The sequence below is a fragment of the Turicibacter sp. TJ11 genome (assembly GCF_021497505.1).
In the GTDB taxonomy this organism is placed as follows: Bacteria; Bacillota_I; Bacilli_A; order MOL361; family Turicibacteraceae; genus Turicibacter.
Window position 1 is genome coordinate 1729618 of record NZ_CP069349.1, and the last position, 25742, is coordinate 1755359.

At 34.3% G+C, this 25742-nt stretch carries 27 protein-coding genes; all 27 read right to left on the reverse strand.

Features of this window, described 5'->3' with window-relative positions:
• The 27 genes from JRC48_RS08250 to JRC48_RS08380 all read right to left on the reverse strand — a co-directional run bounded on the left by JRC48_RS08250 (window position 1) and on the right by JRC48_RS08380 (window position 25405).
• Window positions 1-1266 carry a replication-associated recombination protein A gene (locus JRC48_RS08250; RefSeq protein ID WP_235069124.1) on the reverse strand — a complete coding sequence of 422 codons (1266 nt, stop codon included), beginning with the start codon at window positions 1264-1266 and terminating at the stop codon, window positions 1-3.
• 229 nt (window positions 1267-1495) lie between these two features.
• Window positions 1496-2491: a rod shape-determining protein MreB gene (mreB, locus tag JRC48_RS08255; protein ID WP_235069125.1), complete on the reverse strand. Its 996-nt coding sequence runs from the start codon at window positions 2489-2491 to the stop codon at window positions 1496-1498.
• Between the two features lie 162 nt (window positions 2492-2653).
• On the reverse strand, window positions 2654-3361 hold the full coding sequence (locus JRC48_RS08260) for a M23 family metallopeptidase (protein ID WP_235069126.1): 708 nt from the start codon (window positions 3359-3361) through the stop codon (window positions 2654-2656).
• Between the two features lie 53 nt (window positions 3362-3414).
• The gene (spoIID, locus tag JRC48_RS08265; RefSeq protein WP_235069127.1) at window positions 3415-4398 is read right to left on the reverse strand and encodes a stage II sporulation protein D; all 984 of its coding nucleotides are present in this window, start codon (window positions 4396-4398) and stop codon (window positions 3415-3417) included.
• A 70-nt stretch (window positions 4399-4468) separates the two neighbouring features.
• A complete protein-coding gene (locus tag JRC48_RS08270; protein ID WP_235069128.1) occupies window positions 4469-4684 on the reverse strand; it encodes a hypothetical protein in 216 nt (71 codons plus the stop codon).
• A 273-nt stretch (window positions 4685-4957) separates the two neighbouring features.
• Window positions 4958-6265 (reverse strand): IS1380 family transposase, encoded by a 1308-nt coding sequence (locus JRC48_RS08275; protein WP_235069129.1) that lies wholly within the window; start codon window positions 6263-6265, stop codon window positions 4958-4960.
• Window positions 6266-6604: 339 nt separating this feature from the next.
• Window positions 6605-7006 carry an ATP synthase F1 subunit epsilon gene (gene atpC / locus JRC48_RS08280; RefSeq protein ID WP_235071020.1) on the reverse strand — a complete coding sequence of 134 codons (402 nt, stop codon included), beginning with the start codon at window positions 7004-7006 and terminating at the stop codon, window positions 6605-6607.
• A gap of 23 nt (window positions 7007-7029) precedes the next feature.
• The gene (gene atpD, locus JRC48_RS08285) at window positions 7030-8433 is read right to left on the reverse strand and encodes a F0F1 ATP synthase subunit beta (RefSeq protein WP_235069130.1); all 1404 of its coding nucleotides are present in this window, start codon (window positions 8431-8433) and stop codon (window positions 7030-7032) included.
• Window positions 8434-8449: 16 nt separating this feature from the next.
• Complete coding sequence (gene atpG, locus JRC48_RS08290; RefSeq protein WP_235069131.1) at window positions 8450-9307, reverse strand: ATP synthase F1 subunit gamma; 858 nt, start codon at window positions 9305-9307, stop codon at window positions 8450-8452.
• A 21-nt stretch (window positions 9308-9328) separates the two neighbouring features.
• Window positions 9329-10828 (reverse strand): F0F1 ATP synthase subunit alpha, encoded by a 1500-nt coding sequence (atpA, locus tag JRC48_RS08295; RefSeq protein ID WP_235069132.1) that lies wholly within the window; start codon window positions 10826-10828, stop codon window positions 9329-9331.
• Between the two features lie 17 nt (window positions 10829-10845).
• The gene (locus JRC48_RS08300) at window positions 10846-11388 is read right to left on the reverse strand and encodes a F0F1 ATP synthase subunit delta (protein ID WP_235069133.1); all 543 of its coding nucleotides are present in this window, start codon (window positions 11386-11388) and stop codon (window positions 10846-10848) included.
• A complete protein-coding gene (atpF, locus tag JRC48_RS08305; protein WP_235069134.1) occupies window positions 11381-11881 on the reverse strand; it encodes a F0F1 ATP synthase subunit B in 501 nt (166 codons plus the stop codon). Before atpF ends, JRC48_RS08300 begins: the two co-directional genes overlap by 8 nt.
• A 68-nt stretch (window positions 11882-11949) precedes the next feature.
• Complete coding sequence (atpE, locus tag JRC48_RS08310) at window positions 11950-12234, reverse strand: ATP synthase F0 subunit C (protein WP_055242795.1); 285 nt, start codon at window positions 12232-12234, stop codon at window positions 11950-11952.
• A gap of 57 nt (window positions 12235-12291) precedes the next feature.
• Window positions 12292-12975, reverse strand: a complete 684-nt coding sequence (atpB, locus tag JRC48_RS08315) for a F0F1 ATP synthase subunit A (protein ID WP_235069135.1) — start codon at window positions 12973-12975, stop codon at window positions 12292-12294.
• Window positions 12976-13105: 130 nt separating this feature from the next.
• Window positions 13106-13510: a hypothetical protein gene (locus tag JRC48_RS08320; protein WP_235069136.1), complete on the reverse strand. Its 405-nt coding sequence runs from the start codon at window positions 13508-13510 to the stop codon at window positions 13106-13108.
• On the reverse strand, window positions 13507-13740 hold the full coding sequence (locus tag JRC48_RS08325; protein WP_370630362.1) for an AtpZ/AtpI family protein: 234 nt from the start codon (window positions 13738-13740) through the stop codon (window positions 13507-13509). The genes JRC48_RS08320 and JRC48_RS08325 overlap by 4 nt, the downstream gene beginning before the upstream one ends.
• Window positions 13740-14369, reverse strand: a complete 630-nt coding sequence (gene upp / locus JRC48_RS08330) for a uracil phosphoribosyltransferase (protein WP_235069137.1) — start codon at window positions 14367-14369, stop codon at window positions 13740-13742. Before upp ends, JRC48_RS08325 begins: the two co-directional genes overlap by 1 nt.
• Window positions 14370-14599: 230 nt before the next feature.
• Window positions 14600-15040, reverse strand: coding sequence for a ribose 5-phosphate isomerase B (rpiB, locus tag JRC48_RS08335; RefSeq protein WP_235069138.1), 441 nt, complete (start codon window positions 15038-15040; stop codon window positions 14600-14602).
• A 256-nt stretch (window positions 15041-15296) separates the two neighbouring features.
• Window positions 15297-15722, reverse strand: a complete 426-nt coding sequence (locus JRC48_RS08340) for a hypothetical protein (RefSeq protein ID WP_235069139.1) — start codon at window positions 15720-15722, stop codon at window positions 15297-15299.
• Window positions 15723-15825: 103 nt separating this feature from the next.
• Window positions 15826-16524, reverse strand: coding sequence for a stage II sporulation protein R (locus tag JRC48_RS08345; RefSeq protein WP_235069140.1), 699 nt, complete (start codon window positions 16522-16524; stop codon window positions 15826-15828).
• A gap of 76 nt (window positions 16525-16600) precedes the next feature.
• Window positions 16601-17206, reverse strand: a complete 606-nt coding sequence (locus tag JRC48_RS08350; RefSeq protein WP_235069141.1) for an L-threonylcarbamoyladenylate synthase — start codon at window positions 17204-17206, stop codon at window positions 16601-16603.
• A gap of 156 nt (window positions 17207-17362) precedes the next feature.
• Window positions 17363-18214, reverse strand: coding sequence for a peptide chain release factor N(5)-glutamine methyltransferase (prmC, locus tag JRC48_RS08355; protein ID WP_235069142.1), 852 nt, complete (start codon window positions 18212-18214; stop codon window positions 17363-17365).
• A gap of 1266 nt (window positions 18215-19480) precedes the next feature.
• Window positions 19481-20545, reverse strand: coding sequence for a peptide chain release factor 1 (prfA, locus tag JRC48_RS08360; RefSeq protein ID WP_235069143.1), 1065 nt, complete (start codon window positions 20543-20545; stop codon window positions 19481-19483).
• Between the two features lie 101 nt (window positions 20546-20646).
• Window positions 20647-22008, reverse strand: coding sequence for a replicative DNA helicase (gene dnaB, locus JRC48_RS08365; protein ID WP_235069144.1), 1362 nt, complete (start codon window positions 22006-22008; stop codon window positions 20647-20649).
• 37 nt (window positions 22009-22045) lie between these two features.
• On the reverse strand, window positions 22046-22489 hold the full coding sequence (gene rplI, locus JRC48_RS08370; protein WP_235069145.1) for a 50S ribosomal protein L9: 444 nt from the start codon (window positions 22487-22489) through the stop codon (window positions 22046-22048).
• A complete protein-coding gene (locus JRC48_RS08375; RefSeq protein ID WP_235069146.1) occupies window positions 22486-24471 on the reverse strand; it encodes a DHH family phosphoesterase in 1986 nt (661 codons plus the stop codon). The genes rplI and JRC48_RS08375 overlap by 4 nt, the downstream gene beginning before the upstream one ends.
• Before the next feature lie 19 nt (window positions 24472-24490).
• Window positions 24491-25405, reverse strand: a complete 915-nt coding sequence (locus tag JRC48_RS08380; protein WP_235069147.1) for a DUF2232 domain-containing protein — start codon at window positions 25403-25405, stop codon at window positions 24491-24493.
• Between the last annotated feature and the right edge of the window lie 337 nt (window positions 25406-25742).

Genomic DNA, 25742 nt, shown 5'->3' on the forward strand with positions numbered 1-25742 from the left:
TTAATGACCGTTTTTAATAAATTTTTGATAAGCAACAAATCCCTGCTCTATTTTATTGAGGGCTGGTTCATAATAAGTTTTATTTCTCAAACGATTAGGTAAATACTGTTGTTTCACATAATGATTAGGATAATCATGTGGAAACTTGTATTCAACGCCATGCCCTAATTCTTTAGCTTTTACGTAATGAGCGTCTTTTAAGTGATTTGGAATATCTCCAATGTTTCCAGTTTTTAAATCAGACAATGCTTCATCAATTGCTGAAATCGCTGAATTGGATTTTGGACTATTCGCAAGTAAAATCACGGCTTGAGCTAACGGAATTCGAGCTTCAGGAAACCCAAGCTGCATGGCTGCATCTGTACAACTTTTGACAATTGAAATTGCTTGTGGATAAGCTAATCCAACATCTTCAGCTGCAATAACAAGTAATCGTCGACAAATAGAAGTCAAATCACCTGCTTGAATTAAACGAGCTAAGTAATGAATCGCCGCATCTGGGTCACTCCCGCGAATCGATTTTTGAAAAGCACTTATGGTATTGTAATGTTGGTCTCCAAATCGATCATAAGAAAATCCAGCTGTTACTGTACACTCACGTGCTACTTTCAAATCTAAAATAAATCCTTCTGTACGACAGTTTGGATAAAGTGCAATTTCTAATGCATTAAGTGCTCGTCTTAAATCACCATTTGCGACATTAGCAATGTAATTTAATGCCTCATCCTCATAAGTTAAGGGATATAAATAAAACTCTGATTCAACTAGTTCAACTGCTCGCTTCAATCCTTCAACGATTTCTTCTTTTGTTAGCGGCTTAAACTCTAAAATCGTTGAGCGACTTAAAATCGCACTAAAAATCGTAAAATAAGGATTTTCAGTCGTACTTGTAATTAAAGTAATTTGACCCGTTTCGATATATTTCAATAACGTTTGTTGTTGTTTTTTATTAAAATTTTGGATTTCATCTAAGTATAAAAAAATTCCATTCATTCCTTCAAGTGTATTGAGGCTTTGAATGATTTGTTTAATATCCTCTGTTTTAGCATCCGTCGCATTTAACTTATAAATCTTTTTGTTTGAAAGACTCGCAATAATATTAGCAATAGTTGTTTTTCCGGTCCCACTAGGCCCATAAAAAATAAGATTTGGGATATGATTGACTTCAATTAATTTTCTTAAAATCTGATTCTCTCCAATTAGATGTTGTTGCCCAACGACCTCGTCTAATGTTTTCGGACGAATTAAATCAGCTAACGGCTTCACTTATCTCACCTCTCTTTAATTTATTATGATGTAAACATCCTGCTTTTTATCTCTTTTATACAAAAATAAATGAGTATTTTAAATAATGATTCCTTTTAAAGAAAATGAATGTTTATCAATTGAAGTCAAAAGTTTTCTTTAAAAATCAATCTGATCTTATATATCATTCATAAAATATTATTGATGATAAAAAAGCTTCAGACGAGTGTCTGAAGCTTTTTTAATCACCTTAACGACGGCGAATTTTATCAATATGATCAAGCATGATTCCTGTTCCAACAACAACACAATGTAATGGATTGTCTGCAATAAAGACAGGAACATGTAGTTCATCTGCTAATAAACGGTCTAATCCGTGTAATAAAGCTCCACCACCAGTTAATACAATTCCTTTATTCATAATATCAGCTGATAATTCTGGAGGAGTTTGTTCAAGTACATTTTTTGCTGCATGAACGATAATACGTACTGATTCACGTAATGCTTCTTCAACTTCTGTTGATGAAATCGTAATCGTACGTGGTAATCCTGATACTAAATCACGTCCACGAACTTGTAATTCTTCTTCGCGTCCTTCTGGATAAACAGTAGCTACACTAATTTTAATTTCTTCTGCTGTACGATCACCGATTAATAACTTATAGTTTGTTTTAATGTAATCTACAATATCTTGGTCAAATCGATTACCAGCAATTTTAATTGATGCAGACGTTACGATATCTCCTAATGATAAAACAGCGATGTCTGCTGTTCCACCACCTACGTCAATTACCATGTTACCCGATGGTTTTGAAATGTCCATTCCAGCCCCTAATGCTGCAATCTTTGGTTCTTCTTCAATAAAAACTTCACGTGCCCCACATTTTTCTGCGGCTTCACGAATAGCATTTTTTTCAACTAATGTGATGTTAGTTGGGCAACAAATCATAATACGAGGTTGTGAAAGCATTCCTTTAATATTTAATGAATTAATAAAATGTTTTAACATCATCTCTGTCGCTTCAATGTCAGCAATAACTCCATCTTTCATTGGGCGAACAACTTCAATTTTTCCAGGTGTACGTCCAAGCATTTGGCGCGCTTCTTCACCAGCGGCAATCATACGTCCTGTTTGAGCATCAATTGATACAACAGATGGTTCTTCAAGAACGATTCCTTTGCCTTTTTCATATATTAATACGTTAGCAGTACCTAAGTCAATTCCGATATCTTTCGAAAATAGCATACTTTCCTTCCTCCAAACTAATTTTTCAGTATTAGTATGTCTAAATAATTCATCACTATTTTATATTTTATCACAATTATATAGGTACGACTATAGATTTTAAAATCTAAAAATTATTTTTCAACAAAAAAAGCACTAATTTTCATTAGTGCTTTTTTATTATTATAAATCACCTAATTTTTTATCCATCACTGTCTCTGGATTGACTTTAACTTCATCTTTTATCACTTCAAAGTGCACAACATTACCTGAATCAGGTTCTAATTGTGAAAGTCCTGTTTTACCAATGACAGCACCTTGTTTAATTTCATCTCCAGCTTTAACAGCTACATCATAAACACCAGTATAAACTGTTTGAACACCATTTTTATGTTCAATTGTCACAACTGTACCTTTTAGTACTTCATCTTTTACATTTAAAACTGTTCCAGATAAAGCTGCAACAACGTTTGTAGCTTCATTGTCAGAAGTTTTTAATGTTACACCTTTAGATTCATGTGTATACATTGTCTCACCTACTTGGTAAGAAAAAATACTATTCACTTGAACAGATGTATCTGCTGTTTGATCATAGAATGTTTTTGCTACAATAACATCTTCACCTTCAAGTGGAGACTGAATTACTTCTTGTAATAAAGCAACTGTTTCAGCATCTGTTGTTTTATTAACCGTTGTTGTTCCATCTTCATTTGTATAAACAACATCAGATGGATTAGATACTGCTGGATCATTAATTCCAGTTAGTGCTAATTGAACACCTGCGAACGTTGCTGATGCTCCTAATAATACGACTAACGCAAAACTAATTGGATCGATTTTTTTGAATAATTTTTTGTTTTTTAAATTTGTCATTCTTTCTTTGAATTTCATATAGTCATCACCTCACCGTTATGATGAGTACTTTTTTACCATCTTATTCATTTTTAGTAATATTTTTCAATTATATTTACATTTTGATAGTAATGACTAATGATTTCATCATAAGTTTTGCCTTGTTTAGCTAATTCATTGGCTCCATATTGACTCATTCCAACACCATGACCGTATCCATATGTCGTAATTGTCACTTTATTGTCAGAAAAATTAAGAGAAAAATCAGCTGATCTTAAACTTAAAATTTCTCTAAATTCACGTCCTGAATAGACTTTATCCCCTACTAAAATCTCATCTACGTTATTCCCCTCTGTTTTATTTAAAATGATAAAGCTATCTTTTGTTAACTTATTATTATCAAATTTAATACGAAGTTGATCGATTGTAAACTCAGTTTCTACCTCATAATTTGGAGCAGTTGTGTCCCATTCACTATTCACACTTTTTAAATAAGGATATGCAGTTGACCAGTAATCCTCTGAATTTTCTGTATATCCATTACTGATTGAAAAATAAAAAGGTTTAATCAGTTCTTCTTCATAGGTAATGACTTGACCAGCTGTTTCCATCACCGCTTGAGACACCTTTTCATAATAGATATCAAACTTATCCTTCCATTTTTCCTTTAACTGCTCATTATCTAAATAAACTTGGTGTTTGACGGTATCATAAATAGCATCTTGAGAGTTGAGTAGCTGCATCGTATACGTTCTTGCTGCCACTGCTTGCGCTTTTAAAGCTTCAAGTTCATATAAAGCTGGCATCTCTCCTGAAACAACCCCGATTAAGTAAGTTTCTAACGGAAGATCAATATACTCATTTTTTTCTTCTCGAAAAACAGTCACCGTTTGCTCTTTTGCTATTGATCCGCTTGTTTCTGTATTATTTTGCTGATTTTTCTCAATAGAAGATGAACCTATTGGTTTTTCAATTAATTCACCCGTTGTCTTAGCTTGATAAATGACTTGAAATGAGAGTGGAATTGAAATTAATGTTACAAGAAAAATAACGACTGCTACTACAATTTTTTTCATATAATCACCTATCTCTTTTGAAATACATACTATTTCAATGTATGTTCGAGATTAGGTAATATGCTTATTCTTAAAAAATTTCTTTAATTAAAGTAAAGATATCCACAAAATAATCTAAAAATAACTTACTAATACTGACTGTTAATATAAAATACAACAGAATCATTTCACTTTTTCCTGTTCCTCTTTTAAAAAGTTGTTCTAACCTCAAAGACATTAAAACTTTAAAAACAATCGGTAACATTAAAATATAGAAGATAATCATAAAATAAACTTTAATATTCATCATCTTTCCCTCCTAAACAATAGAGCTTTATTCTTAAGTTTTATTTTACAGGTATGATTCGTTTATTTAAAGAAATTTAGAACCTGAATTATTCATGATCATTCAAACAAAGCTGTGGGTAGACTAAATTTTAGCCTAAACCACAGCTTTTTATCGTTTTGATCTTAAATTTGGGTAAATTAATACTCCAGCTCCCTAAAAAAGGGTAGACTCCCCCCTTGGTGATGTGTTTCTCTAAAAAATATTTCGTTTTCAAAGAACGAATCCACTCACTTACTCTAACTGAATCAACTGGATCGTTTTTAAACAGTGATGAAAAATTTCTTTGTAGGGATAGTGACTACAGAGTTTGAACACGATTCTTCGTGATTGTTTCACTCGTTTTGCAGCGATTTTAATGAGTTTAGTGCGTAAGGTTTCAATCTGCATCTTAGAAAACTCATGAGGTAACGTTAATCGTCTGAATCCGTTGATGAGATTGTAGGCTAACACCACGAGTTGAATTCGGTTGACATTAGTCATCCAGTATTTATGACTCACTTTATCCATTCTAAATCCATTTTTACACTCTTTGATATAGTTTTCCATCGTCCCACGTTTAGCGTATAGGCTAACAACCATCTCTGGTCTTGTTTCCATGTTCGTCACTAAAAATAAATAATCGGGAATGAGTTCACCTGCTTTTCGTCTCACTTGAACAATGACACGTCTTGGGTGATTCCAACTCTTTGCCTGATAGTCAAACTCCCCATAGAATTGTTGAGAATATTGAAGCGAACACTCTTCGAAAAAAACATCCGTTACTTCTTTAGCTAAACGATAGAGAGTGGCATTTGCCTTTAAACGGATCACATAGTTTGTGTTTAACGTTTCGCATAACTTATAAAGTTCTTTATGAGCAAATCCACTATCTCCGCGAACGAGTCGATAGCTCGATGGAAACTCCTTTTGATAGCGTGATAATAAGGGACCAATAAAAGAAACGATATTCCTTGAAGTATAGACATTCCCCGCACGAAGCTCAACTTTTAAACAGTCTCCAGTCATTCCATCAAAAACCATGAGGGGATGAAACCCTTGGGCTTGATAATGAGCATTAAAGGCATTCCCATATTGATGACCATAGGTCTGAAAATGAGTGGAATCCACATCAAAAATAAAATGATTAGGAGCTTCGACTTGATAAAATTGCGAAAGGAGTTTTTGATTGATGAGTTCAAATTGCTTACTTGTTTCCTGCGTCAATCGATGAGTAAAACGAGATAAAGTTGGTTGAGAAGCTAACGAGGGCTTATCAAGCAAAGTTGTCAATAAAGGTTCAACTCGCAATTCATCCGCATCATCAGCGCAGTGGTAACCGGCAATCGTTTGAAAGATTTGTTGAAGACAAAGCTCATGATTCGTATGAGTTCGAATCGCTTGATCAGTTTCTAAATGAAAATGTTGTTTCAATAGTTCTGGAAACTTCACGTGATGCATAAATTCTTGGATTAATAAAAGTCCTGCATCCGACGTTAAATCTCCACCTTTAAAATTAAATTTAATCTTTTTATTGAAATGAAGTTGGTCTTGATGTATCATAAAAAAGTAATCTCTCCTTAAATATGTTTTGGTTTAGCAATTAAAACGATATCAAATGAGAGATTATTTTCATAGCAAAATGCTTCACTTAAAAGGTGAAATAAAAAATAGATAAAAAGCGTTGATTCCACTAAGGACTCAACGCTTTTTACATTTTTATGGTGAATAATTTAGGTTAGAATTTATTCTAGTATAAAATCTATTTTAACTAATTATAACTATCTGTTTTAACACCATATCTTCACCTCATATGAAGGATTATGATGATTCAAAACTATTCTTCTTATTAGATTAAACGAGTCTTTTGTAAATAAAAAAAGAAGGCAAGTGCCTTCTTTTTTATCCAGAGATTCTTTTTTCACCAACTCGTATTTGGTTGAGAAGTTTTGTAATTTCCATTTCAGATCGAATTAAATCTTCTCGTGTTTTAGCATTTTGTTTTTGACGTTCATTACGTTCAAGTTCCATTTTAGTACGTGCAACATCAATGTCTTCAGCCATCATCGCATCATTTGATAAGACATTAATGTGGTTATTAGATACCTCAAAAATCCCGCTATCAATGGCAATATATGAACTTTCTCCATTCATATCAATACGTAACTCTCCAACACCTAAAGGTGTCATCATTGGAATATGATTGTGTAAAACAGCAAAATCTCCATCAATTCCACGAGCAAAGACGCGTTCTGCTTCTCCATCGAATACAAGTTTATCTGGTGTTACTACGCGAATCGTCATTACTGACACAGTACCACCTCACACTATTTCATCTTATTAGCTTTTTCGATAGCTTGTTCGATTGTTCCAACTAAGCGGAATGCTTCTTCTGGTAAATCGTCATGTTTTCCTTCAAGAATTTCTTTAAATCCACGAACCGTTTCAGAAACTGGTACATAAGCCCCTTTTAATCCTGTAAACTGTTCTGCAACGTGGAAGCTTTGTGATAAGAATAATTGGATACGACGTGCGCGGTGTACCACTTTCTTATCTTCATCACTTAATTCATCCATACCTAAGATAGCGATGATGTCTTGTAATTCACGGTAACGTTGTAAAGTCATCTGAACTTGACGAGCTACATCGTAATGTTCTTGACCAATGATATCTGGTGATAAAGCGCGTGATGTTGATGCTAATGGGTCTACTGCTGGATAGATCCCCATCGCAGCAATGCGACGCTCTAAGTTTGTTGTTGCGTCTAAGTGAGCGAATGTTGTAGCTGGCGCTGGGTCAGTGTAGTCATCCGCAGGTACGTATACAGCTTGGATTGAAGTGATTGATCCTTGTTTTGTTGATGTGATACGTTCTTGTAATTGTCCCATCTCTGTTGCTAATGTTGGTTGGTATCCTACCGCTGATGGCATACGTCCTAATAAGGCAGAAACCTCAGAACCTGCTTGTGTGAAACGGAAGATGTTATCGATGAATAATAATACGTCTTGTTTCATTTCATCACGGAAATACTCAGCCATTGTTAATCCTGTTAAAGCAACACGTAAACGTGCACCAGGTGGTTCATTCATTTGTCCAAATACCATGGCAGTTTTGTTAATTACTCCTGATTCAGTCATCTCATGGTATAAGTCGTTCCCTTCACGAGTACGTTCTCCTACACCTGCGAATACCGAAATCCCACCATGCTCTTGTGCGATGTTATTAATTAATTCCTGAATTAATACAGTTTTACCTACTCCGGCACCACCGAATAATCCGATTTTTCCACCCTTAATATAAGGTGCTAATAAGTCAACAACTTTAATTCCTGTTTCAAGAATTTCAACATTTGTTGATAACTCATCAAACTTAGGAGCCTCTTTATGAATTCCCTCACGAGGAGCATCCGCTGCTACTTCTCCTTTATTATCAACTGGTTGACCTAATACGTTAAAAATACGTCCTAAAGTTACATCTCCTACTGGAACGCTGATTGCACTTCCTGTATCGACAACTTCTAATCCGCGGACTAACCCATCTGTTGCATCCATTGCGACAGTACGTACAACACCATCACCAAGTTGCACAGCAACTTCAAGTGTTAATGATTTACGTTCCCCATCAACTTGATAATCAACAGTTAAGGCATTGTAAATAGCAGGTAGTTGATCTAAATCAAACTTTACGTCTACTACTGGTCCGATTACGGCTACAATACGACCTGTTGCCATTTATGATGACCTCCTTTTATTCTAAAGCTGCAGCCCCACCAACAATCTCTGTGATTTCTTGAGTGATTGATGCTTGCCTTGCTCGGTTATAAACTAATTGTAAATCTTTAATAATCTCTTGTGCATTATCTGTTGCATTTTGCATCGCATTCATACGTGATGCATGCTCTGAAAGTTTAGCTGTGATTGCTAATCCATAAATAGTACCTTCTAAATACTTTGGTAAAATAGCATTAATCACATCTTCTTCTTTAGGTTCGAAAGAATACTGAGCTTTTGATTTTTCAGCTTTTTTCGGCTCTAAAGGTAAGATTTGTTTTGTCGTTGGTTCTTGAGAAATTTTAGAGACGTAATTGTTGTAAATAACGACTACTTCACTTAAATTCCCAGCCATGTAATCATTGATCACATGATCAACAACTGGTTTAATATCTTGATACACAATGTCATCCGGTACGAACACAAAATCATTTTCAACTGTTAAATTAGCACGTTTAGCGTAATCGAATCCTTTACTACCAACCATATAAACTTTATATTCGTCTTTAGCTAAAGCATCGATTTCACTTTGCATTAATTTCAAAACATTTCCGTTATATCCACCAGCTAATCCACGATCTGAGGTAATAACTAAATAACCTACACATTTTTTCTCACGTTTAGCTTTGAAAAATGGATGATGGCGCATACTAGATGAACTAGAAATATTACGCACCATCTCTTCAAGTGTTTGCATATAATGGTGATAGTTTTTTGTTTTAGCTTCAGATTTTGTTAATTTAGCAGCTGAAACCATTTGCATGGCCTTTGTAATTTGACTTGTACTTTGAGTCGAAGTAATCTTATCTTTTATATCACGCATTGATTGAGCCATACTTGTCCACCGCCTTTCTTACTAATTAAAAACGGCTTTAAAGCTTTCAAGCGCTTCGTTTAATAAATCAGTATCTGGTAAATCTTTTGTATCGCGAATGTGTGATAAAATTTGTGGACGCTCGTTTTCTAAGAATAAATAGAATTCTTTTTCAAAACGACTGATGTCAGATAATTCAATACTGTCTAAGAATCCATTAACTAATGCATAGATGATACATACTTGTTTTTCAACAGGAATTGGTTGATTTACTCCTTGTTTTAAAACTTCAACTGTACGTTCTCCACGAGCTAATTTTGCACGTGTTGCCTCATCTAAGTCCGAACCAAATTGAGCAAATGATTCTAATTCACGATAAGATGCTAAATCAAGACGTAATGTCCCAGCAACTTTTTTCATCGCTTTAATTTGAGCAGATCCCCCTACACGTGATACTGATAATCCGGCATCAATTGCTGGACGGATTCCTGAGTGGAAGTAATCTGATTTTAAGAAGATTTGTCCATCTGTAATCGAAATTACGTTTGTTGCAACGTATGCAGATAAGTCACCTGCTTGAGTTTCAATAAATGGTAAAGCCGTAATTGATCCTGCTCCTAATTCATCACTTAATTTCGCTGCACGTTCAAGTAAACGTGAATGTAAGTAGAAGACATCTCCTGGGTATGCCTCACGACCTGGTGGACGACGTAATAATAATGATAACTCACGGTAAGCTGCTGCTTGTTTTGATAAATCATCATAAATAATTAAAACATGTTTCCCTTGGTACATGAATTCTTCTGCCATTGTTACCCCTGAATACGGAGCAATGTATAACATTGGAGATGGCGAAGAAGCAGATGCAGATACGACAATTGTATAATCCATTGCATCATGTTTTTTTAATGTTTCTACGACTGAGTTTACTGTAGATTGTTTTTGTCCAATGGCAACATAAATACAGATAACATCTTGACCTTTTTGGTTTAAGATTGTATCAACTGCGATTGCTGTTTTACCAGTTTGACGGTCTCCGATGATTAACTCACGTTGTCCACGACCGATTGGTACTAAAGCATCAATCGCTTTGATCCCTGTTTGTAATGGTTCATGAACTGACTTACGTTCCATTACTCCTGTTGCTTTTACTTCTGTTGGACGGAATTTTTTTGTATCGATTGGCCCTAACCCATCGATTGGATTTCCTAACGCATCAACAACACGTCCGATTAACGCCTCTCCTACTGGAACAGACATGATACGTCCTGTACGTTTTGCTTCATCACCTTCACTGATTGTACGGTACTCACCAAAGATAATAACCCCTACGTTATCTTCTTCTAGGTTTTGTGCCATCCCTACAGCACCTGAGGCGAATTCAATAATTTCACCAGACATGACATTTTGAAGTCCATGAATACGAGCGATTCCGTCTCCAACTGTTAAAACTGTCCCAGTTTCAGTCACGTCTAATACTTGATCATAATTTTTAATCTGATCGCGTAAAATTGCACTAATTTCTTCTGGTCTGATGGCCATCAATGCTCACCTCTATTCTATTTTAACTCAACATTTAATAAGTTGTTCTTTAAGTTCTTTAGTTGTAATTTAATTGAATTATCATAAACTACGTCACCTAAATTAACTTTATATCCCCCAAGTAATGATGGATCGATTTCTACATTTAACTTAACTTTTTGATTTAGTTTTTTTGTAAACGTATATGTTAATTCAGTTAATTGACCTTCGTTTAAAAGAACAGCGCTATAAACAGTTCCTTCTAAAATACCAAAGTGTTTATTCACTAATTCATTATAAGCCATTACAATTTCAGTTAATAAGTTAATACGATCTTTATCGATTAAAAGCATTAAAAAATCAACTAAAACTTTTGATGTACTTGCTTCAAAAACTGACTTAACTAATTCTTTTTTATCAGCTTTATCTAATTTAGGAAGTGTTAAAACCTCCATAAGTTTTGGCTGCTCCTTCATAACAGAGCGAATCGCATTTAAGTCATCTTTAATGTTTTCTAAAAGATTTTCTTCAAGTGCTACATCAAATAACGCTTGAGCATAAGTGGAAGAGATTTTACTCATGACTTCCACCTACTTTAGCGACAAATTGATCAAATAATTCATTATGAACATTAGCATCAATTTCTTTTTCAATCATTTTCTCAGCTGAAGAGACAGCTAATTCAACGATATCTTGACGAATTTGAGCATATACGGCTTTACGTTCTTGCTCAATATCTGCTGATGCTTTTGATAGTCTTTGTTGAGCTTCTTTACGAGCATTAGACACGATTTCATCATGCATACGTTGCGCTTGTTTTTTAGAATTTTCAACAATCTCACGTGCTTCGTCGCGTGCAACTTGCACTTGTGCTTCAGCAGACTGTTTTAAAGCCATTGCATCAGCTTTTAACATTTCTGCATGGTTAATCTCTTTAGAAACTAATTCTTGACGTTGACGTAAGAATTCTTTCATAGGAGCCCATGCAAAACGTTTAATCACTAAGAATAAGACTAAAGTCGATAAAATTTGTAAAGTAAAATTGACTAAGTCTGGCATGATATAGATTTGCAAGTAGGTTGCCCCCTTTCTGATCTGTCTTTAATATAACTGCATACAATAACCGCTGATAGTATTACGAATTATAAAGAACTAACAAGTGGGTTGATGAATAATAAGATAATCGCTACTACGAATCCATAGATTGCTGATGTTTCGGCGATTGCTTGTCCTAAGATCATCATTTGCATTACGTCACCTTTTGCTTCTGGTTGACGCCCTACTGCTGCTGCTGCTTGACCAGCTGCGTTACCTTGTCCGATTCCTGTACCGATCCCTGAACATACGGCTAATCCAGCACCAACTGCTGACATACCTAATACGAATGCTTCACTTGAAATTGAAGATGCAACTGTTTGTAAGAACATAATTTAATTCCTCCTAATTGAACGTTATTTTCTTGTTTTTTTGTTTATCAAGATTAACTATTCCATTGCTCCTTGTGACCAAATCATAGTTAACATGATGAAGATTAATGTTTGAATAACACCAGAGAAGACATCGAAATATCCATGTAAAGCTGGTGCAATCAATGGTGAGAACCATCCAAGCGCTTGATAGATAAGCGACATAATGATACCACCACTTAAAATATTACCGAATAAACGGAAAGATAACGAGATTGGTTTCGCAAGCTCCCCGGTAATATTTAAAGGTAATAAGAATGGAAAGTCTCCAAGGTACGTATCGTATAAGTACCCTCCGATTCCTTTTGCTTTAATCCCTGATCCAATCATGACAACAATCGTAATAACCGCTAAGGCTAATGTAACGTTGTAATCCGATGTTGGAGCACTTAATCCGAGTAACCCTAATAAGTTTGCACAGATTAAATACGCTGCTAATGTTCCAATGAATGGTGCAAATTTTAAGTGCTTAACACCCATTGTTTGCTCCACTAACCCTTCAATCGTTGTCACTAAAATCTCTAGGAACAACACAATACCTTTTGACGGCTTTGAAGGATCTGCCTTTTTAACTGCATTTCCACAAATAATAAAGAACACGCATAACACAAGAACTAAAACAACTGAGTTAAACACTGTTGGATTAACAATCATGTTTCCCTCTTTATCTCCTATGAAGATATTCATCAGTAGTGGACTCATTCTTAACCTCCTTTCTTAGAGATTCCTTTGCTGAAGGTGACTCATATTTTCTTTTTTAATCCGATAACAACATCGGAGACTTGATTAGATTAATGATTAATTTTCTAATCAGTTATATATTCAACGACGATTACTTCTTGTTTTTTCCATAGCCAAACGTAAAGAAACCGTCAGTTTGAATCGCAAATCGTACCATCGAAATCCCGATGAAAGCTGCAATGAATGCCTCTGTTCCAAGTAGTAAAACGACTCCAACAAGTGTACCAGCATAAATCACTAAACGAAGAAATAAGTTTGTCTTCATCATAGATTTAGCACCTTTTTCTTGCTGTTCAAGTGCATTCCTTGTTCCGATGACAATTAATCGGAAGTTAATTAAATTTACAATAACACCTAACCAATATCCAATTAGAATATGAACCATAGGCAACTTAAATAACATCGTAATGACTGCTATTAAGAAAGTAAATACTAATGCTAATTGTATCACTCGCCTTGGAACGACTCGAATTGGATCATTTTGTAATTGACTCAAGACTTATCCCTCTTATCTATTTTAATTATTAACAGATAGACACTTTTAATGCCACTAAAGACTCCGATAAATATAAATAATAATAGAAATAACGGAGATGTATTTAACCATTGATCCAGATACTTCCCGATGAACAGTCCAACAAAAATATTAGCAATCATCGTAATACCTACTTGTGAAAGAAGTGTCATCCACTTCATGGCTTTAACAACTTTTTGTGGCTGACTCATTATTTTGTTCCAAAGATACGATCTCCAGCATCACCTAATCCTGGAACAATATATCCTTTTTCATTTAACTTTTCATCTAATGATGCTAAGTAAACAGTAACATCAGGGTGTGCGTCATTAATAGCTTTTACCCCTTCTGGTGCTCCTACTAAACAAACAAGTTTAATATTTTTAGCTCCACGTTCTTTGATTGAATTAATGGCTGCAATGGCAGATCCACCTGTTGCAAGCATTGGATCGACGATGAAAATATCACGTTGATCTAATCCATCCGGAAATTTTGCGAAATATTCAACGGGTTGTAATGTTTCCTCATCACGGAAAATTCCAATATGTCCAATACGCGCTGAAGGAATCATTTGTAAAATTCCATCAACCATTCCTAATCCCGCACGTAAGATTGGAACAACAACCATCTTCTTACCTGCAATGACATTTGCTTTTGTTTTGGCAACTGGTGTTTCAATTTCAATTTGTTCTAATGGTAAATCACGTGTAATCTCATATACCATTAATCCACCAATTTCATTAATGATTTGACGAAATTGCGTCGTTGATGTGTCTTTTTGACGAATTTGTGTCAACTTATGTTGAATTAATGGATGATCTAAAATATTAACTTTGATCACGTCGCTCACCTCATACTTGATATAATTCTTTTAGTAATTCTACAACTTTTTTAATCGCATTTCAATGTATAATTACCACAAAAAGCAATCAACACCTGATTATTCTACATATTAAAAAATATATCTTTAAAAACGCTTTATGAAATAGACCTCTTCTTTTATCTCTTTCATTATTAACGACTTTGAGATTTTCTATTTAATGAAAAAAGAAATCCTTAAAAGAGGATTTCTTAAGCGTTTTCATATTTGGATATTTTTTCAATACGTGCAGTATGATGTGCTCCCATAAAGTCAGTTGTTAACCATACTGATACGATTTCTCGTGCTAATCCTGGACCAATTACACGCCCACCCATTGCTAAAACATTTGAATCATTATGTTCGCGTGTTGCTTTTGCTGAGAATAAGTCATGAACTAAGGCACAACGAATTCCTTTAACTTTATTAGCTGCGATACTGATTCCAATTCCAGTTCCACAGATTAAAATTCCACGATCGAATTGTCCCGCTGCTACAGCCTCTGATACTTTAAAAGCATAATCAGGATAATCAACTGCACAACTTTCGTAGCTTCCAAAATCTTCGTGCTCTATATTCATCTCTTTAAGAAGATTTAAGATTTCTTGTTTTAATTCAAAACCACCATGGTCACATGCAACAGCTACCTTCATGAAAAACGCTCCTTTATCTTGTAAAATTATTCTAACTTAATTATTATAACATATTTTTTTCTAAACAACTGTATTAATGGTATGAAAAGATACGACTTCATCTACCACCATTTAATCTTAATCAAATAAAAAAGAACTAAGATTAAAGTATTTCCTCAATTTTAGTTCTTTTTATAACATATAATATTTATTTTATATCATTCACTCATTTATTGACTCAATCTAATTTTTAATTCATATGACATACACTCGTTAATTAAAATTTAATGCTCATCAACTGAACCTCTTCATCTTTTAATAAGTCGGGAACGTTAATATCCGTTGTTTTTTTGATCTCTACAAATCCTAACACTTCAAAGAGTTGGCGTGCATACGGATGTGAAGCAATAGCAACGAGTTGATTAATTTCTTTTTCTTTAGCACATCGATACAATTCAAAAAACATATTCACTAATAGATCAGGCACAATATGTTGGTCATAAATAAAATATCGAATCATTCCAATTTGATCAAATGATTCAAAAGAAACCATTCCAGTGACCTTATCAGATTCTTTAATGAGGATTGATTGTTCAATAATTCCATCGTTGACTGTTTCAAGTGTTGTTACTCTTTTCATAAAATCTAAAACATGATCATAGTCTGCTGCTTCATAACGTTTTACTTCTTTTCCTGTTATCATAAAAAAATCCCCCTTCAACGCCATCATATGTTGAAGAGGGATAAAATATTATCTTTTTTTAAAAGAAAGTGAGAAAGGGAGGATGATTTATATATATTAACGATTAGTATTCATCCTCATATAAATACCAATTTGCTTTTGCACTTGTATCAGCTGAAACATAACTTTCAGCTTCATTTTCTCTACTTCCAAATAACGTGTCAACGACTTCACCAATATAAGATTTGAAATTTTGTGTTTGGAATGCTTCTTGAGTATTTTCCATCGCCTCATATTGAACATTCCAGTTACTTTCATCTTCTTGATTAGAAGTCGCACTTGGTCCTAAGCAAAGATCTGGATTCATGAAGCACCACCAGTTATTTCCCATTCCTTCACCAATCGTAATCACTAAGCTTTCATAATATCCTTCTTCATATGTTTCACCATTATATTGTTTTTCTGGGAATAAATGCGCCCCGTAACTAACTTCGAAGTCTAAGTCGTAATTAATAGCATCTAGTACGTGACCTACTTTTGATTCAATTTCACCGATATTTTTCATGATAAATTCACGTGTTGAACTAATGCTTTCAAATGATGATTTATTCGCTGCTAAATACTCATCAATCGCATAACGAACCATTTTTTTAGCTTGTTGATCTTCATATTTATTTGAATTGGGAATAATACGAATTCGAATAGCTGTATCATTCACAACAACTTGTGCACTATCTGATTGTGGCTCTGCTTTTCCAATTTGGTAAACAGTTACCATCATAATTAATGTTAATACTACGATAATCATTGTTTTTTTATTCATTTTAAACACCATCCCTTTCACCTGATAACTCATTATGGATAGTTTTTTAAAAAATATTCATAGTATTCTACAAAAATTATTTTTTATTCAAAACTTTTTGAATCTCTTCGAATGTAATCGCTCCTTCGCGTAAAATGACAAATTCCTCACTTGTACAATCTAAAATAGTCGACGGGACTTGTCCTTTTGTTGGACCATCATCAAACACGTAATCAACACGATGAATAACAGGATTATCATCCTCTACTTCTGTTGGACTAGGCTCTCCTGAAAGATTTGCACTTGTTGTCGCTAGGGGTCCTAATGCTCTTAATAATTTCAAAGCTACTTCATGATTTGGAATTCGAACACCAATGGTTTTCTTTCCACGTGTAATTTCATTTGGAAGTGATTGATAACAATTTAAAATGAGTGTCAATCCTCCAGGTAAAAAGGCATCAATTATCTTTCTAACCTCCAACGATAAAGAACCAACGATTTCTTCTAATTGCTTTTCATCAGCACATAAAATAATTAAAGATTTTTCTGTTGGACGATTTTTAATTTCAAAAATTCGATCTAATGCTTTAGGAGAATGAATACTTGCCCCAATTCCATACACTGTATCGGTTGGAAAAACAAGAACATCGTCTTGATCAATTTTTGCTAATACTTCACTAACTTCACAGCCCTTATAAATCATAACTTTACAAATCCTTTCTAATCATAAATAAACCAGTATTAAAGGGTTTTAAACTAAATGTAAATCTTATCCACTATAATAGGTGATATGAAAAGGAGGATGTCACTGGACATCCCCACTTCAATTCTATATTAAAAAGACTGATGCTTTTTATAATTAGTTATTAATAATAATCGTCATACGATCTTTCCCATTTAAATCCTTTAACGTCTCAAACTTAGCGTTAGGGAAATGTTGCATCACTAACTCTGCCATCGCTTCTTTATGATTATACGCATGTTCAAAGGCAATAATATTTTTTTCATTAACAACTTTATGAGCATCCTTTAAAATTTGACGATAAAATTTTAATCCATCTTCTCCACCGAATAAAGCTAAATGTGGTTCATTATCTTTAACTAATGGATCCACATCTTCTGTTAGCGGAATATATGGAGGATTTGATACTAAAATATCAAATTTTAATCCACGCTCGATTAAAGGTTGTAACATATCTCCTTGATAAAAAGTCACATTTGCTCCTAAATTTTTAGCATTTTGTTTCGCAACTTCAAGGGCAGCTTCTGATAACTCAGTGACTGTTACTTCCATGTTTGGTTCTTCAACAGCTAACGTCACGCCAATAGCTCCACTACCTGTTCCAACATCAACAACTTTTACAGCTGCTCCTTCAAATACATCGTCATATGTTGATAACACGTTGGCTACTAATTCTTCTGTTTCAAAACGAGGAATTAAAACATCGTCATTCACGACAAATTTATGACCAAAGAATGTTTCATATCCCATAATATGTTGAACTGGAATGTTTTCTTTTACATAAGTTTCAACACAACGTTCAAATTCTTCAACTTGTTCTGTTGGAACTACCATATTCATATCGGCTAAAATTTCATAACTCTCTTTTTGAGTGACATGCATTAATAATAATTTAACAGCCGAATCTTCTTTACCATTTTCAAGGGCATAATCCTCAGCCCACTTTAACAATTCACGCATTGTTTTCATTTTTATCACCGTCTTCTTAAAATCAACATCATTTTACTCTAAAATCATAAAAGTTGCAAATAAAATTTTTACGATTTATTTTGGATGATTACCTCACGAAACATTCAATTCTTTATTTATTTATATAGAAACAGAAATGTATTTCATCATTGTATGTCAGTCTTAGTTGAACAATTACTTTAATAATGAGGCAGACTATCGTCCAGGGGTCACCTACCATGCGCAGCATGTCTCCTCCTTTGGTAGGGCACGGGTCACCTACCATGCGCAGCATGTCTCCTCCTTTAGTAGGGCACAGGTCACCTACCATTTTCTAAGAAAATGTATCTACCGTTAGTAGGGCTTAAAAGTTTTCCGATATGAAAAACTTATCTGGACTTATATATAAACAGAAATATCTTTCACGCTTTTTAACTTATCACTAAACTAAGGAGCTGCAGGATACCTATCCTTTTCATAGAAAATATATCTACTACTCCTAAGACTTAGAGTTCTATATACTTAATATAAACGTTAGTCGATTCATTAATTTAATACTAAAACTTTCACAATACAGGAAGCTGATCCACACTTATATCATTCTTTCTCTTTACAATTTAAATCTTCTCGCCCTTTACTGTCACCCTATGATTAAATAGTCATATACTACATTAGATGCAGCAAGGAAATTAGTACTTAAGCGTAAAAGTCAGTTAATATTTCAGGTCATACAACTTTTTCAATAAATAATATTAACTTTTTTACATAAATTACGTTTAAAATTCATAGTACTGGTTCATAATATAATTGTCCGTAAGACGAGAACTTACGGGCATACTCTTCCCCCCCATATAAAACTTTATTTCATTACTCATTTCTCTCCCCAATTTTTTAAAGTTTTATTTTTCATACTCTCTCCTTATAATTCTCTCCCAAAGTATTTAATACTTTAATCCCTCGATTATGGTGAAGACTTTTTCTGATCCTAACTCTCTTCCCCCCAAGAGAGACTCGAGGGAAAGATAATCATTCACTCCCCCCATTGAATGATTATCGAAATGATAACTGTGAAGATCCCCCCCTTTACAGTTATCCCCAATTAAAAAAGCGCCTTCCCCCGGGCGCTTTTTTTCTGTTTTCAAAAAATTAAATCTTATTTATAAAAATCTTTAAACTTCTAAGATTAATGTGTAAAAGATTTCTAAATAAGTTTGTTAACCTTATCAAAAAGTAATAGTCTCATCATAAAAAAATCTAACGTCCTTTGAACGTTAGATTTTTTTATGATTAGTCTTGAGCTGCTAATTTACGTTTTTGTTCTTCTGTAATTAATGCTTCAACCACTGGTTCTAATTTACCTTCCATGACACGATCTAACTGTTGAATCGTAAATCCGATACGGTGATCTGTGACACGGTTTTGTGGATAGTTGTAAGTACGGATTTTTTCAGAACGTTCACCTGTTCCGATTTTAGAACGACGTTCTTCACCTTCAGCCTCTAAACGCTCTTGTAAAATTGAGTCATAAATACGAGCTTTTAATACTTTTAGGGCATTTGCTTTATTTTCATGTTGTGATTTTCCATCCTGACATGATACAACAATTCCCGTTGGAACGTGTGTTAAACGAACCGCTGATTTAGTCGTATTTACTGATTGTCCTCCAGGACCTGATGAACAGAATGTATCTACACGGATATCATTCATACTTACTTCAACATCAACATCTTCTGCTTCAGGCATGACTAATACCGTTGCTGTTGATGTATGAATACGTCCTTGAGATTCTGTTGCAGGAACACGTTGTACACGGTGTGCACCTGATTCATATTTCATATGTGAATAAACACTTTCTCCTGAAACCATGAACTCAACTTGTGACATTCCTCCAGATTCAGAGTAGTCAACGTTCATCACTTGGATTTTCCATCCTTTTGTTTCAGCATATTTTGTGTACATACGGTATAAGTCTGCTGCAAAGATGTTTGCCTCATCTCCACCCGCTGCTCCACGAATTTCAACGATTACGTTTTTATCATCATTTGGATCTTTAGGAATTAATAAAATTTCTAAGCGTTCTTCTAATTCTGGAAGACGTGGTCTTAATTCTTCTAATTCCATTTCAGCCATTTCACTGATTTCTGGATCTGAATCTTTTGCCATTTCTTTTAAATCTTCAATTGAAGCTGCAATTTCTTTATATTCATTATACACATTAACTGTCTCTTCAAGACCGCGTTGTTCTTTTGATAATTCAGTTAATTTTTTAATATCAGTCACGATTGCAGGATCAGCCATCATTTCGTTAATTTTTTCATAACGCTCTAAGATTGCCTCTAAACGTTCAAACATAGTCGAATCCTCCTCTAATTGTTCATTCCTTATTATAATATAAGTCAAACGTGTCGTCAAAATGTGTTTTATGTAAAACAAACCGAAATTAATGATGTTTTTTAGACGTCTGGAATATGAGTTGACTCAGGAACATTCACTAAATTCTCAAATCGGCTAATTTCTTTTCTAAAAGCAAGTTTAACGGTTCCTACTGCTCCGCTACGATGCTTCGCAAAGATAACTTCAACAATATTATCATTCAACTCAGGATCTTTTTTATAGTAATCTTCACGATATAAGAACGTAACGATATCAGCATCCTGCTCGATACTTCCCGATTCACGTAAATCAGACATCATCGGACGTTTATCTTCACGGTTTTCTACTTGACGTGATAACTGAGATAAAGCAATAACCGGTATTTTCAATTCACGAGCCATCTCTTTTAACATACGAGAAATTTCAGAAACCTCCTGTTGACGATTTCCACCATTAGCTTTGCTACCTGATAGTAATTGTAGATAGTCAATCATCACTAATCCAAGACCTTTTTGTTGATGAAGTTGACGGCATTTTGCTCGTAATTCTCCAACACGAATCCCTGGTGTATCGTCAATGTAAATTCCTAAATTACTTAAAACATCAGTTGCAATTTTTAACGAACGCCAATCGGGTCCTTCTAAATTTCCTGTTTTTAAACGATGGGCTTCAATTCGACCTTCCGCACTCACTAAACGAGAAACAAGCTGATCGGCCCCCATCTCTAAACTGAAAATCGCGACATTAACATGATTTAATTTAGCGACGTTTTGTGCAATATTTAAGGCAAATGCCGTTTTTCCCATCGCAGGACGAGCGGCTACAATGATTAAATCATTATTTTGAAGACCTGAGGTCATATGATCAAGTGCTGTAAAACCAGTTGTTAATCCTGTTACCTCTCCTGTTGACTGGGATAATCGCTCAACGTTTTTGATAAAATCCACAATGACATTATCAATTTGTTTAAAATCAGATCCTTGATTTAATCGTGCTAAGCCTGAAAATTGTTGTTCCGCCGTATCAATTAAATCTTGTGTTGACGTTTCAGGATCATAACCTTGTTCAATCAAACTTTGAGCTCGGTTAATAATTAAACGTGAGACCGATTTTTCCAACACCATTTCAATATAGTGATCAGTATGTGCGGTCGTAGCGACACTTTCATAGATTGTTAAAATGTATTCAACTCCACCAACTTCAGCAATACGTTTATGATCTTGAAGATAAGCAGTAACCGTCGTCACATCAACCCCGATATTTTGTTCTAATAGGGTGAGCATTGTTTCATAAATAATACGATGACGATGATGATAAAAATCATCAGGCTGTAATCTTAATTTAACATCCTCACACACCTTTTCATCGAGCAACATCGCCCCAAGAATCGCTTGTTCAGCATCGGTGCTGTGAGGCATTTGACGATTTGGCGACTCTAACATGAGATACCCAACTTTCTACTTTAAATATTCATACCTCTTATTTTTCTTTAATTTGAACAGAGATCGTTGCAACAACTTCTGGATGTAATTGAATTGGAATACGAGCCATTCCAAGTCCACGAATTGGTTCTTCTAACCCCATTTTACGTTTATCGAGTTTGATTCCAAATTGTTTTTCAAATTCTTCAGCGATTGCTTTTGTACTAACTGAACCAAAAACACGTCCATTATCTCCAGCTTTTACTTTAACAACCACTGTTTTTTGCTCTAATTCTACTTTTAACTTTTTCGCTTCTTCTAAACGTAACTCTGCTTGTTTTGCTTCTTCTGCTTGCTGAAGTTTTAACTTATTCATATTAGCTGGTGTTGCATCCATTGCTTTATTTTGTTTAATTAAAAAGTTTGCGAACCCATTCGGGAAATCTTTAACTTCTCCTTTTTTACCTTTACCTTTAACATCTTCTAACATAATTACTTTCATTGAGATTCACCACTTTCTTCTAATTCTTTAACAATAACTTCTTTTAGTTGTAAGACTACATCTTGCGTACTATGACTACGCATCTGCGTTGCAGCATTATTTAAATGGCCACCGCCACCTAGTTGTTCCATTAATAACTGAACATTGACATCTCCAAGTGAACGAGCACTAATTCCGATATGTTGTTCATCAATACGCGAAATGACAAACGATGCTTTAATATTTTGAACATTCAATAGTTCATCAGCTGTTTGAGCGATTTGAACTTTTTCAAGAACGAAATCATCATCAGCGGATGCAATGATAAATTCATCTTTAAAAATTTCTGCACGTTCAATTAAATGAGCTCTACTATAGTAGTTTTCAAGCGGTGTTCTTAACAGTTGTTGAACTAATTTCTCTTCCGCCCCTTTTTGCTTTAAAATAGCAGCTGTTTCATATGTTCGTCTTCCTGTATGATATGAGAATCGTCGCGTATCTACAATAATTCCCGCTAACATAATCGAGGCCTCAAGCGGCGTCATTTTAATTTTTTGTGAATAGTAATCGAACATATCCACAACAAGCTCCACTGTTGATGAAGCATAAGGTTCTGCAAACGATAAAACCGAATCAATCACATTAACTCCACGTCGATGATGATCAAATACCGCTACTTTTTTAGCGCGTGGTAATAAAGCAGGTTCAATCACCATTTTTGGATCTTGTGTATCAGCAACAACAAGTAACGTATTTTTGGTCATTAATTCAATCGCCATCTCACTAGAGATAAAATACTGTTTCAATTTATCATCTTTTAAAATCGCATCTACGAAATTCTTTGCGGTCTTATCTAATTCTTCTTGTTTTAAAACAATATAAGCCTCTTTATTTGAAGCAAGCCCCATACGAAGCAAGCCAATACTCGCTCCAATCGCATCCACATCAGGATATCGATGTCCCATAATAATCACACGTTCACTATCTCGAACTAAACGCTCATAAGCTTGCGCATTGACACGAGCACGCACACGATTTCGTTTTTCAACTGGATTTGTTTTTCCACCATAAAATAAAAACTTATCTTCACTCGCAATCTTAACAGCTACCTGATCGCCACCTCGACTTAGCGCTAAATCTAACATATAATTTGCACGTTGTCCAAGCTCAGAAAAACTATCATATCCTGTCGCTAATCCGATACTAATCGTTAGCATAGTATCTCGCTCTTTAGCTGCTTCTCGCACCTTGTCAATAATCGTAAATTTCGTTTCACGAAGTTGTTGTAACACTTCGTGTGGCATCATTAAAATGAAACGATCATTTGCTGTGGTACGAATATAGATTTGATGTTGATCAGCCCACTGCATGATAATTGAAACAATTTTACCGTAGAATTCACTTTTTGCTTGTTCATTTAAATTATTAAACACTTCATCGTAATTATCGATTACTAATACGCCAACAACTGGTTGTTCATTTAAATATTTTTGTGATAAGTCTGTGTATTCTGTATCATCTGTAAAATACATTAAGCGTTCGTCTTTTTTATGTAACACTTGATAAGTTTTTGTATCTACATTAATTTTAAATAATCCTTCATCATTTAATGAACGATTATACAACTGTTCGCTTAAGTCTTTTAATGTTTTATGATGTAAATCTTGATTGAAAATACGTTTTAAGCATCCATTAAACCAAATAATTTCACCTGTTTCATCATAAAGTAAAATCCCTAAGGGTAATTGATTAAATGCAGTTTCTCCTGCATGCTTGACGCGATATGTAATCGACTCTATCTTTTTTAACATCTTTGCTTGATGTCGAAAGTAAGAATTCACACGATAGATTATATCTCCTACGAAGTATAAGAAGATGATTAAGGAAATAACGTCTGATTGGATATAGGCATACCCCCCTGTTACCACCAGAAAAATTGCTGAAATAACAATGTACCCTAAATATTGTTGATACTCCTCTAGCCAATTCCTAAGCTTTTTCATTCCTACCACCTACCTTTCATTATGACCTTTTAACAGCAAAACGTTCACGATAATCAAACCATGCATCTGTGACTCCTAAAATTGAAATATACATCGATAAACTAGACATTAACGCTAAAAAGATCATGAATATCCCAAATCCTTTTTGATTACGTGATTTAAAATACGTCATCGCGACAACAAGCCCTTGTACTAAGAATAACGTATTTAAAAGCATAATGATATTCATTAAAATGACATTTATAATGTGATTTGAAACAAATAGACTAAGGAATTGACTCCCAATATAAACAGTAGCTAACGTTGCGCCTAACTGAAACTTTTGAATATTTCCGCTAGTCGGTAATTTATAATTCATTCGTTTAAGAATAAAAATCGATATCTTATCTGTTACAAACGCATTTAATAATCCTATAAGTAATAGTAACGTCGGTAATAACGTTGTGAACATAGTTAACATCGATTGCTCCATCGTTGTTAACATCGTTAAGCTCTCTTCAGGCAAGACTGCCATCGATTGAACTTGTGCAAAAACTTCTTGAATCATTTGCGTCATAGATTCTTGAAGACCAATTCCACTTAACACATAAATCATTAAAGGATAAGCAATAACTGAGATAATCGATGCATTTAAAAGTCGTTGCCAATACGGCCACTTTTTTAACATTCCAATTCCTATGATTGCTCCCATAACACCATAATTTAATGTCGCTACTAATCCATAAACCGATCCTAACAATCCAGTTCCAATAAAGCATCCAACTAGTAGCCAAATCATATCACTGACCTTTTCTGTCATGACAGAGTAAATAATGAGTGGAATAGGTAATAAAATCGACATGATCGTCGGTAAGATTCCAATATAATACAAAACAAAAAAGACCATATAAATGGCTAACATAATTGCCGCATTAACAAGCGACCTCGTCTTCATCTAAAAGACCCCCTTTACAAATGGCAATCAACATTTTTATTATACCACAATTTATCCAATAATATATATTGTCTTAGTGTCCGTAAAAGGGTTTTAAAAAAATTATCATCTTTTTTTAGCAACTATTACATTTGCTCATTCAAAAAAGATTCATCTGAATAAACTATTATTGAGATGAGGGTTTGATAAACAAATCTTCCTCTCAGCTGTTAGAACTAACCATCCATATAAAAATCATCACTTTATCTTATGCAAAAAATAATGAAGCAATCATTCATAACTCTAGCAGCTTCTTGATCAAACACTTAAAGATATTCCCATAGCAAATAATAATCCT

Coding starts and splice junctions, on each gene's coding strand:
- mreB (WP_235069125.1), bottom strand. CDS start 2,491: ATGCTATTTTCGAAAGATATCGGAATTGACTTAGGTACTGCTAACGTA.
- JRC48_RS08260 (WP_235069126.1), bottom strand. CDS start 3,361: ATGAAATTCAAAGAAAGAATGACAAATTTAAAAAACAAAAAATTATTC.
- spoIID (WP_235069127.1), bottom strand. CDS start 4,398: ATGAAAAAAATTGTAGTAGCAGTCGTTATTTTTCTTGTAACATTAATT.
- JRC48_RS08270 (WP_235069128.1), bottom strand. CDS start 4,684: ATGAATATTAAAGTTTATTTTATGATTATCTTCTATATTTTAATGTTA.
- JRC48_RS08275 (WP_235069129.1), bottom strand. CDS start 6,265: ATGATACATCAAGACCAACTTCATTTCAATAAAAAGATTAAATTTAAT.
- atpC (WP_235071020.1), bottom strand. CDS start 7,006: ATGACGATTCGCGTAGTAACACCAGATAAACTTGTATTCGATGGAGAA.
- atpD (WP_235069130.1), bottom strand. CDS start 8,433: ATGGCAACAGGTCGTATTGTAGCCGTAATCGGACCAGTAGTAGACGTA.
- atpG (WP_235069131.1), bottom strand. CDS start 9,307: ATGGCTCAATCAATGCGTGATATAAAAGATAAGATTACTTCGACTCAA.
- atpA (WP_235069132.1), bottom strand. CDS start 10,828: ATGGCCATCAGACCAGAAGAAATTAGTGCAATTTTACGCGATCAGATT.
- JRC48_RS08300 (WP_235069133.1), bottom strand. CDS start 11,388: ATGAGTAAAATCTCTTCCACTTATGCTCAAGCGTTATTTGATGTAGCA.
- atpE (WP_055242795.1), bottom strand. CDS start 12,234: ATGTTCTTACAAACAGTTGCATCTTCAATTTCAAGTGAAGCATTCGTA.
- atpB (WP_235069135.1), bottom strand. CDS start 12,975: ATGAGTCCACTACTGATGAATATCTTCATAGGAGATAAAGAGGGAAAC.
- JRC48_RS08325 (WP_370630362.1), bottom strand. CDS start 13,740: ATGAGTCAGCCACAAAAAGTTGTTAAAGCCATGAAGTGGATGACACTT.
- rpiB (WP_235069138.1), bottom strand. CDS start 15,040: ATGAAGGTAGCTGTTGCATGTGACCATGGTGGTTTTGAATTAAAACAA.
- JRC48_RS08340 (WP_235069139.1), bottom strand. CDS start 15,722: ATGATAACAGGAAAAGAAGTAAAACGTTATGAAGCAGCAGACTATGAT.
- JRC48_RS08345 (WP_235069140.1), bottom strand. CDS start 16,524: ATGAATAAAAAAACAATGATTATCGTAGTATTAACATTAATTATGATG.
- JRC48_RS08350 (WP_235069141.1), bottom strand. CDS start 17,206: ATGATTTATAAGGGCTGTGAAGTTAGTGAAGTATTAGCAAAAATTGAT.
- prmC (WP_235069142.1), bottom strand. CDS start 18,214: ATGAAAACAATGCGTGAATTGTTAAAGTGGGCTGAGGATTATGCCCTT.
- prfA (WP_235069143.1), bottom strand. CDS start 20,545: ATGTTTGAACGTTTAGAGGCAATCTTAGAGCGTTATGAAAAAATTAAC.
- dnaB (WP_235069144.1), bottom strand. CDS start 22,008: ATGTTAGAGTCGCCAAATCGTCAAATGCCTCACAGCACCGATGCTGAA.
- rplI (WP_235069145.1), bottom strand. CDS start 22,489: ATGAAAGTAATTATGTTAGAAGATGTTAAAGGTAAAGGTAAAAAAGGA.
- JRC48_RS08375 (WP_235069146.1), bottom strand. CDS start 24,471: ATGAAAAAGCTTAGGAATTGGCTAGAGGAGTATCAACAATATTTAGGG.
- JRC48_RS08380 (WP_235069147.1), bottom strand. CDS start 25,405: ATGAAGACGAGGTCGCTTGTTAATGCGGCAATTATGTTAGCCATTTAT.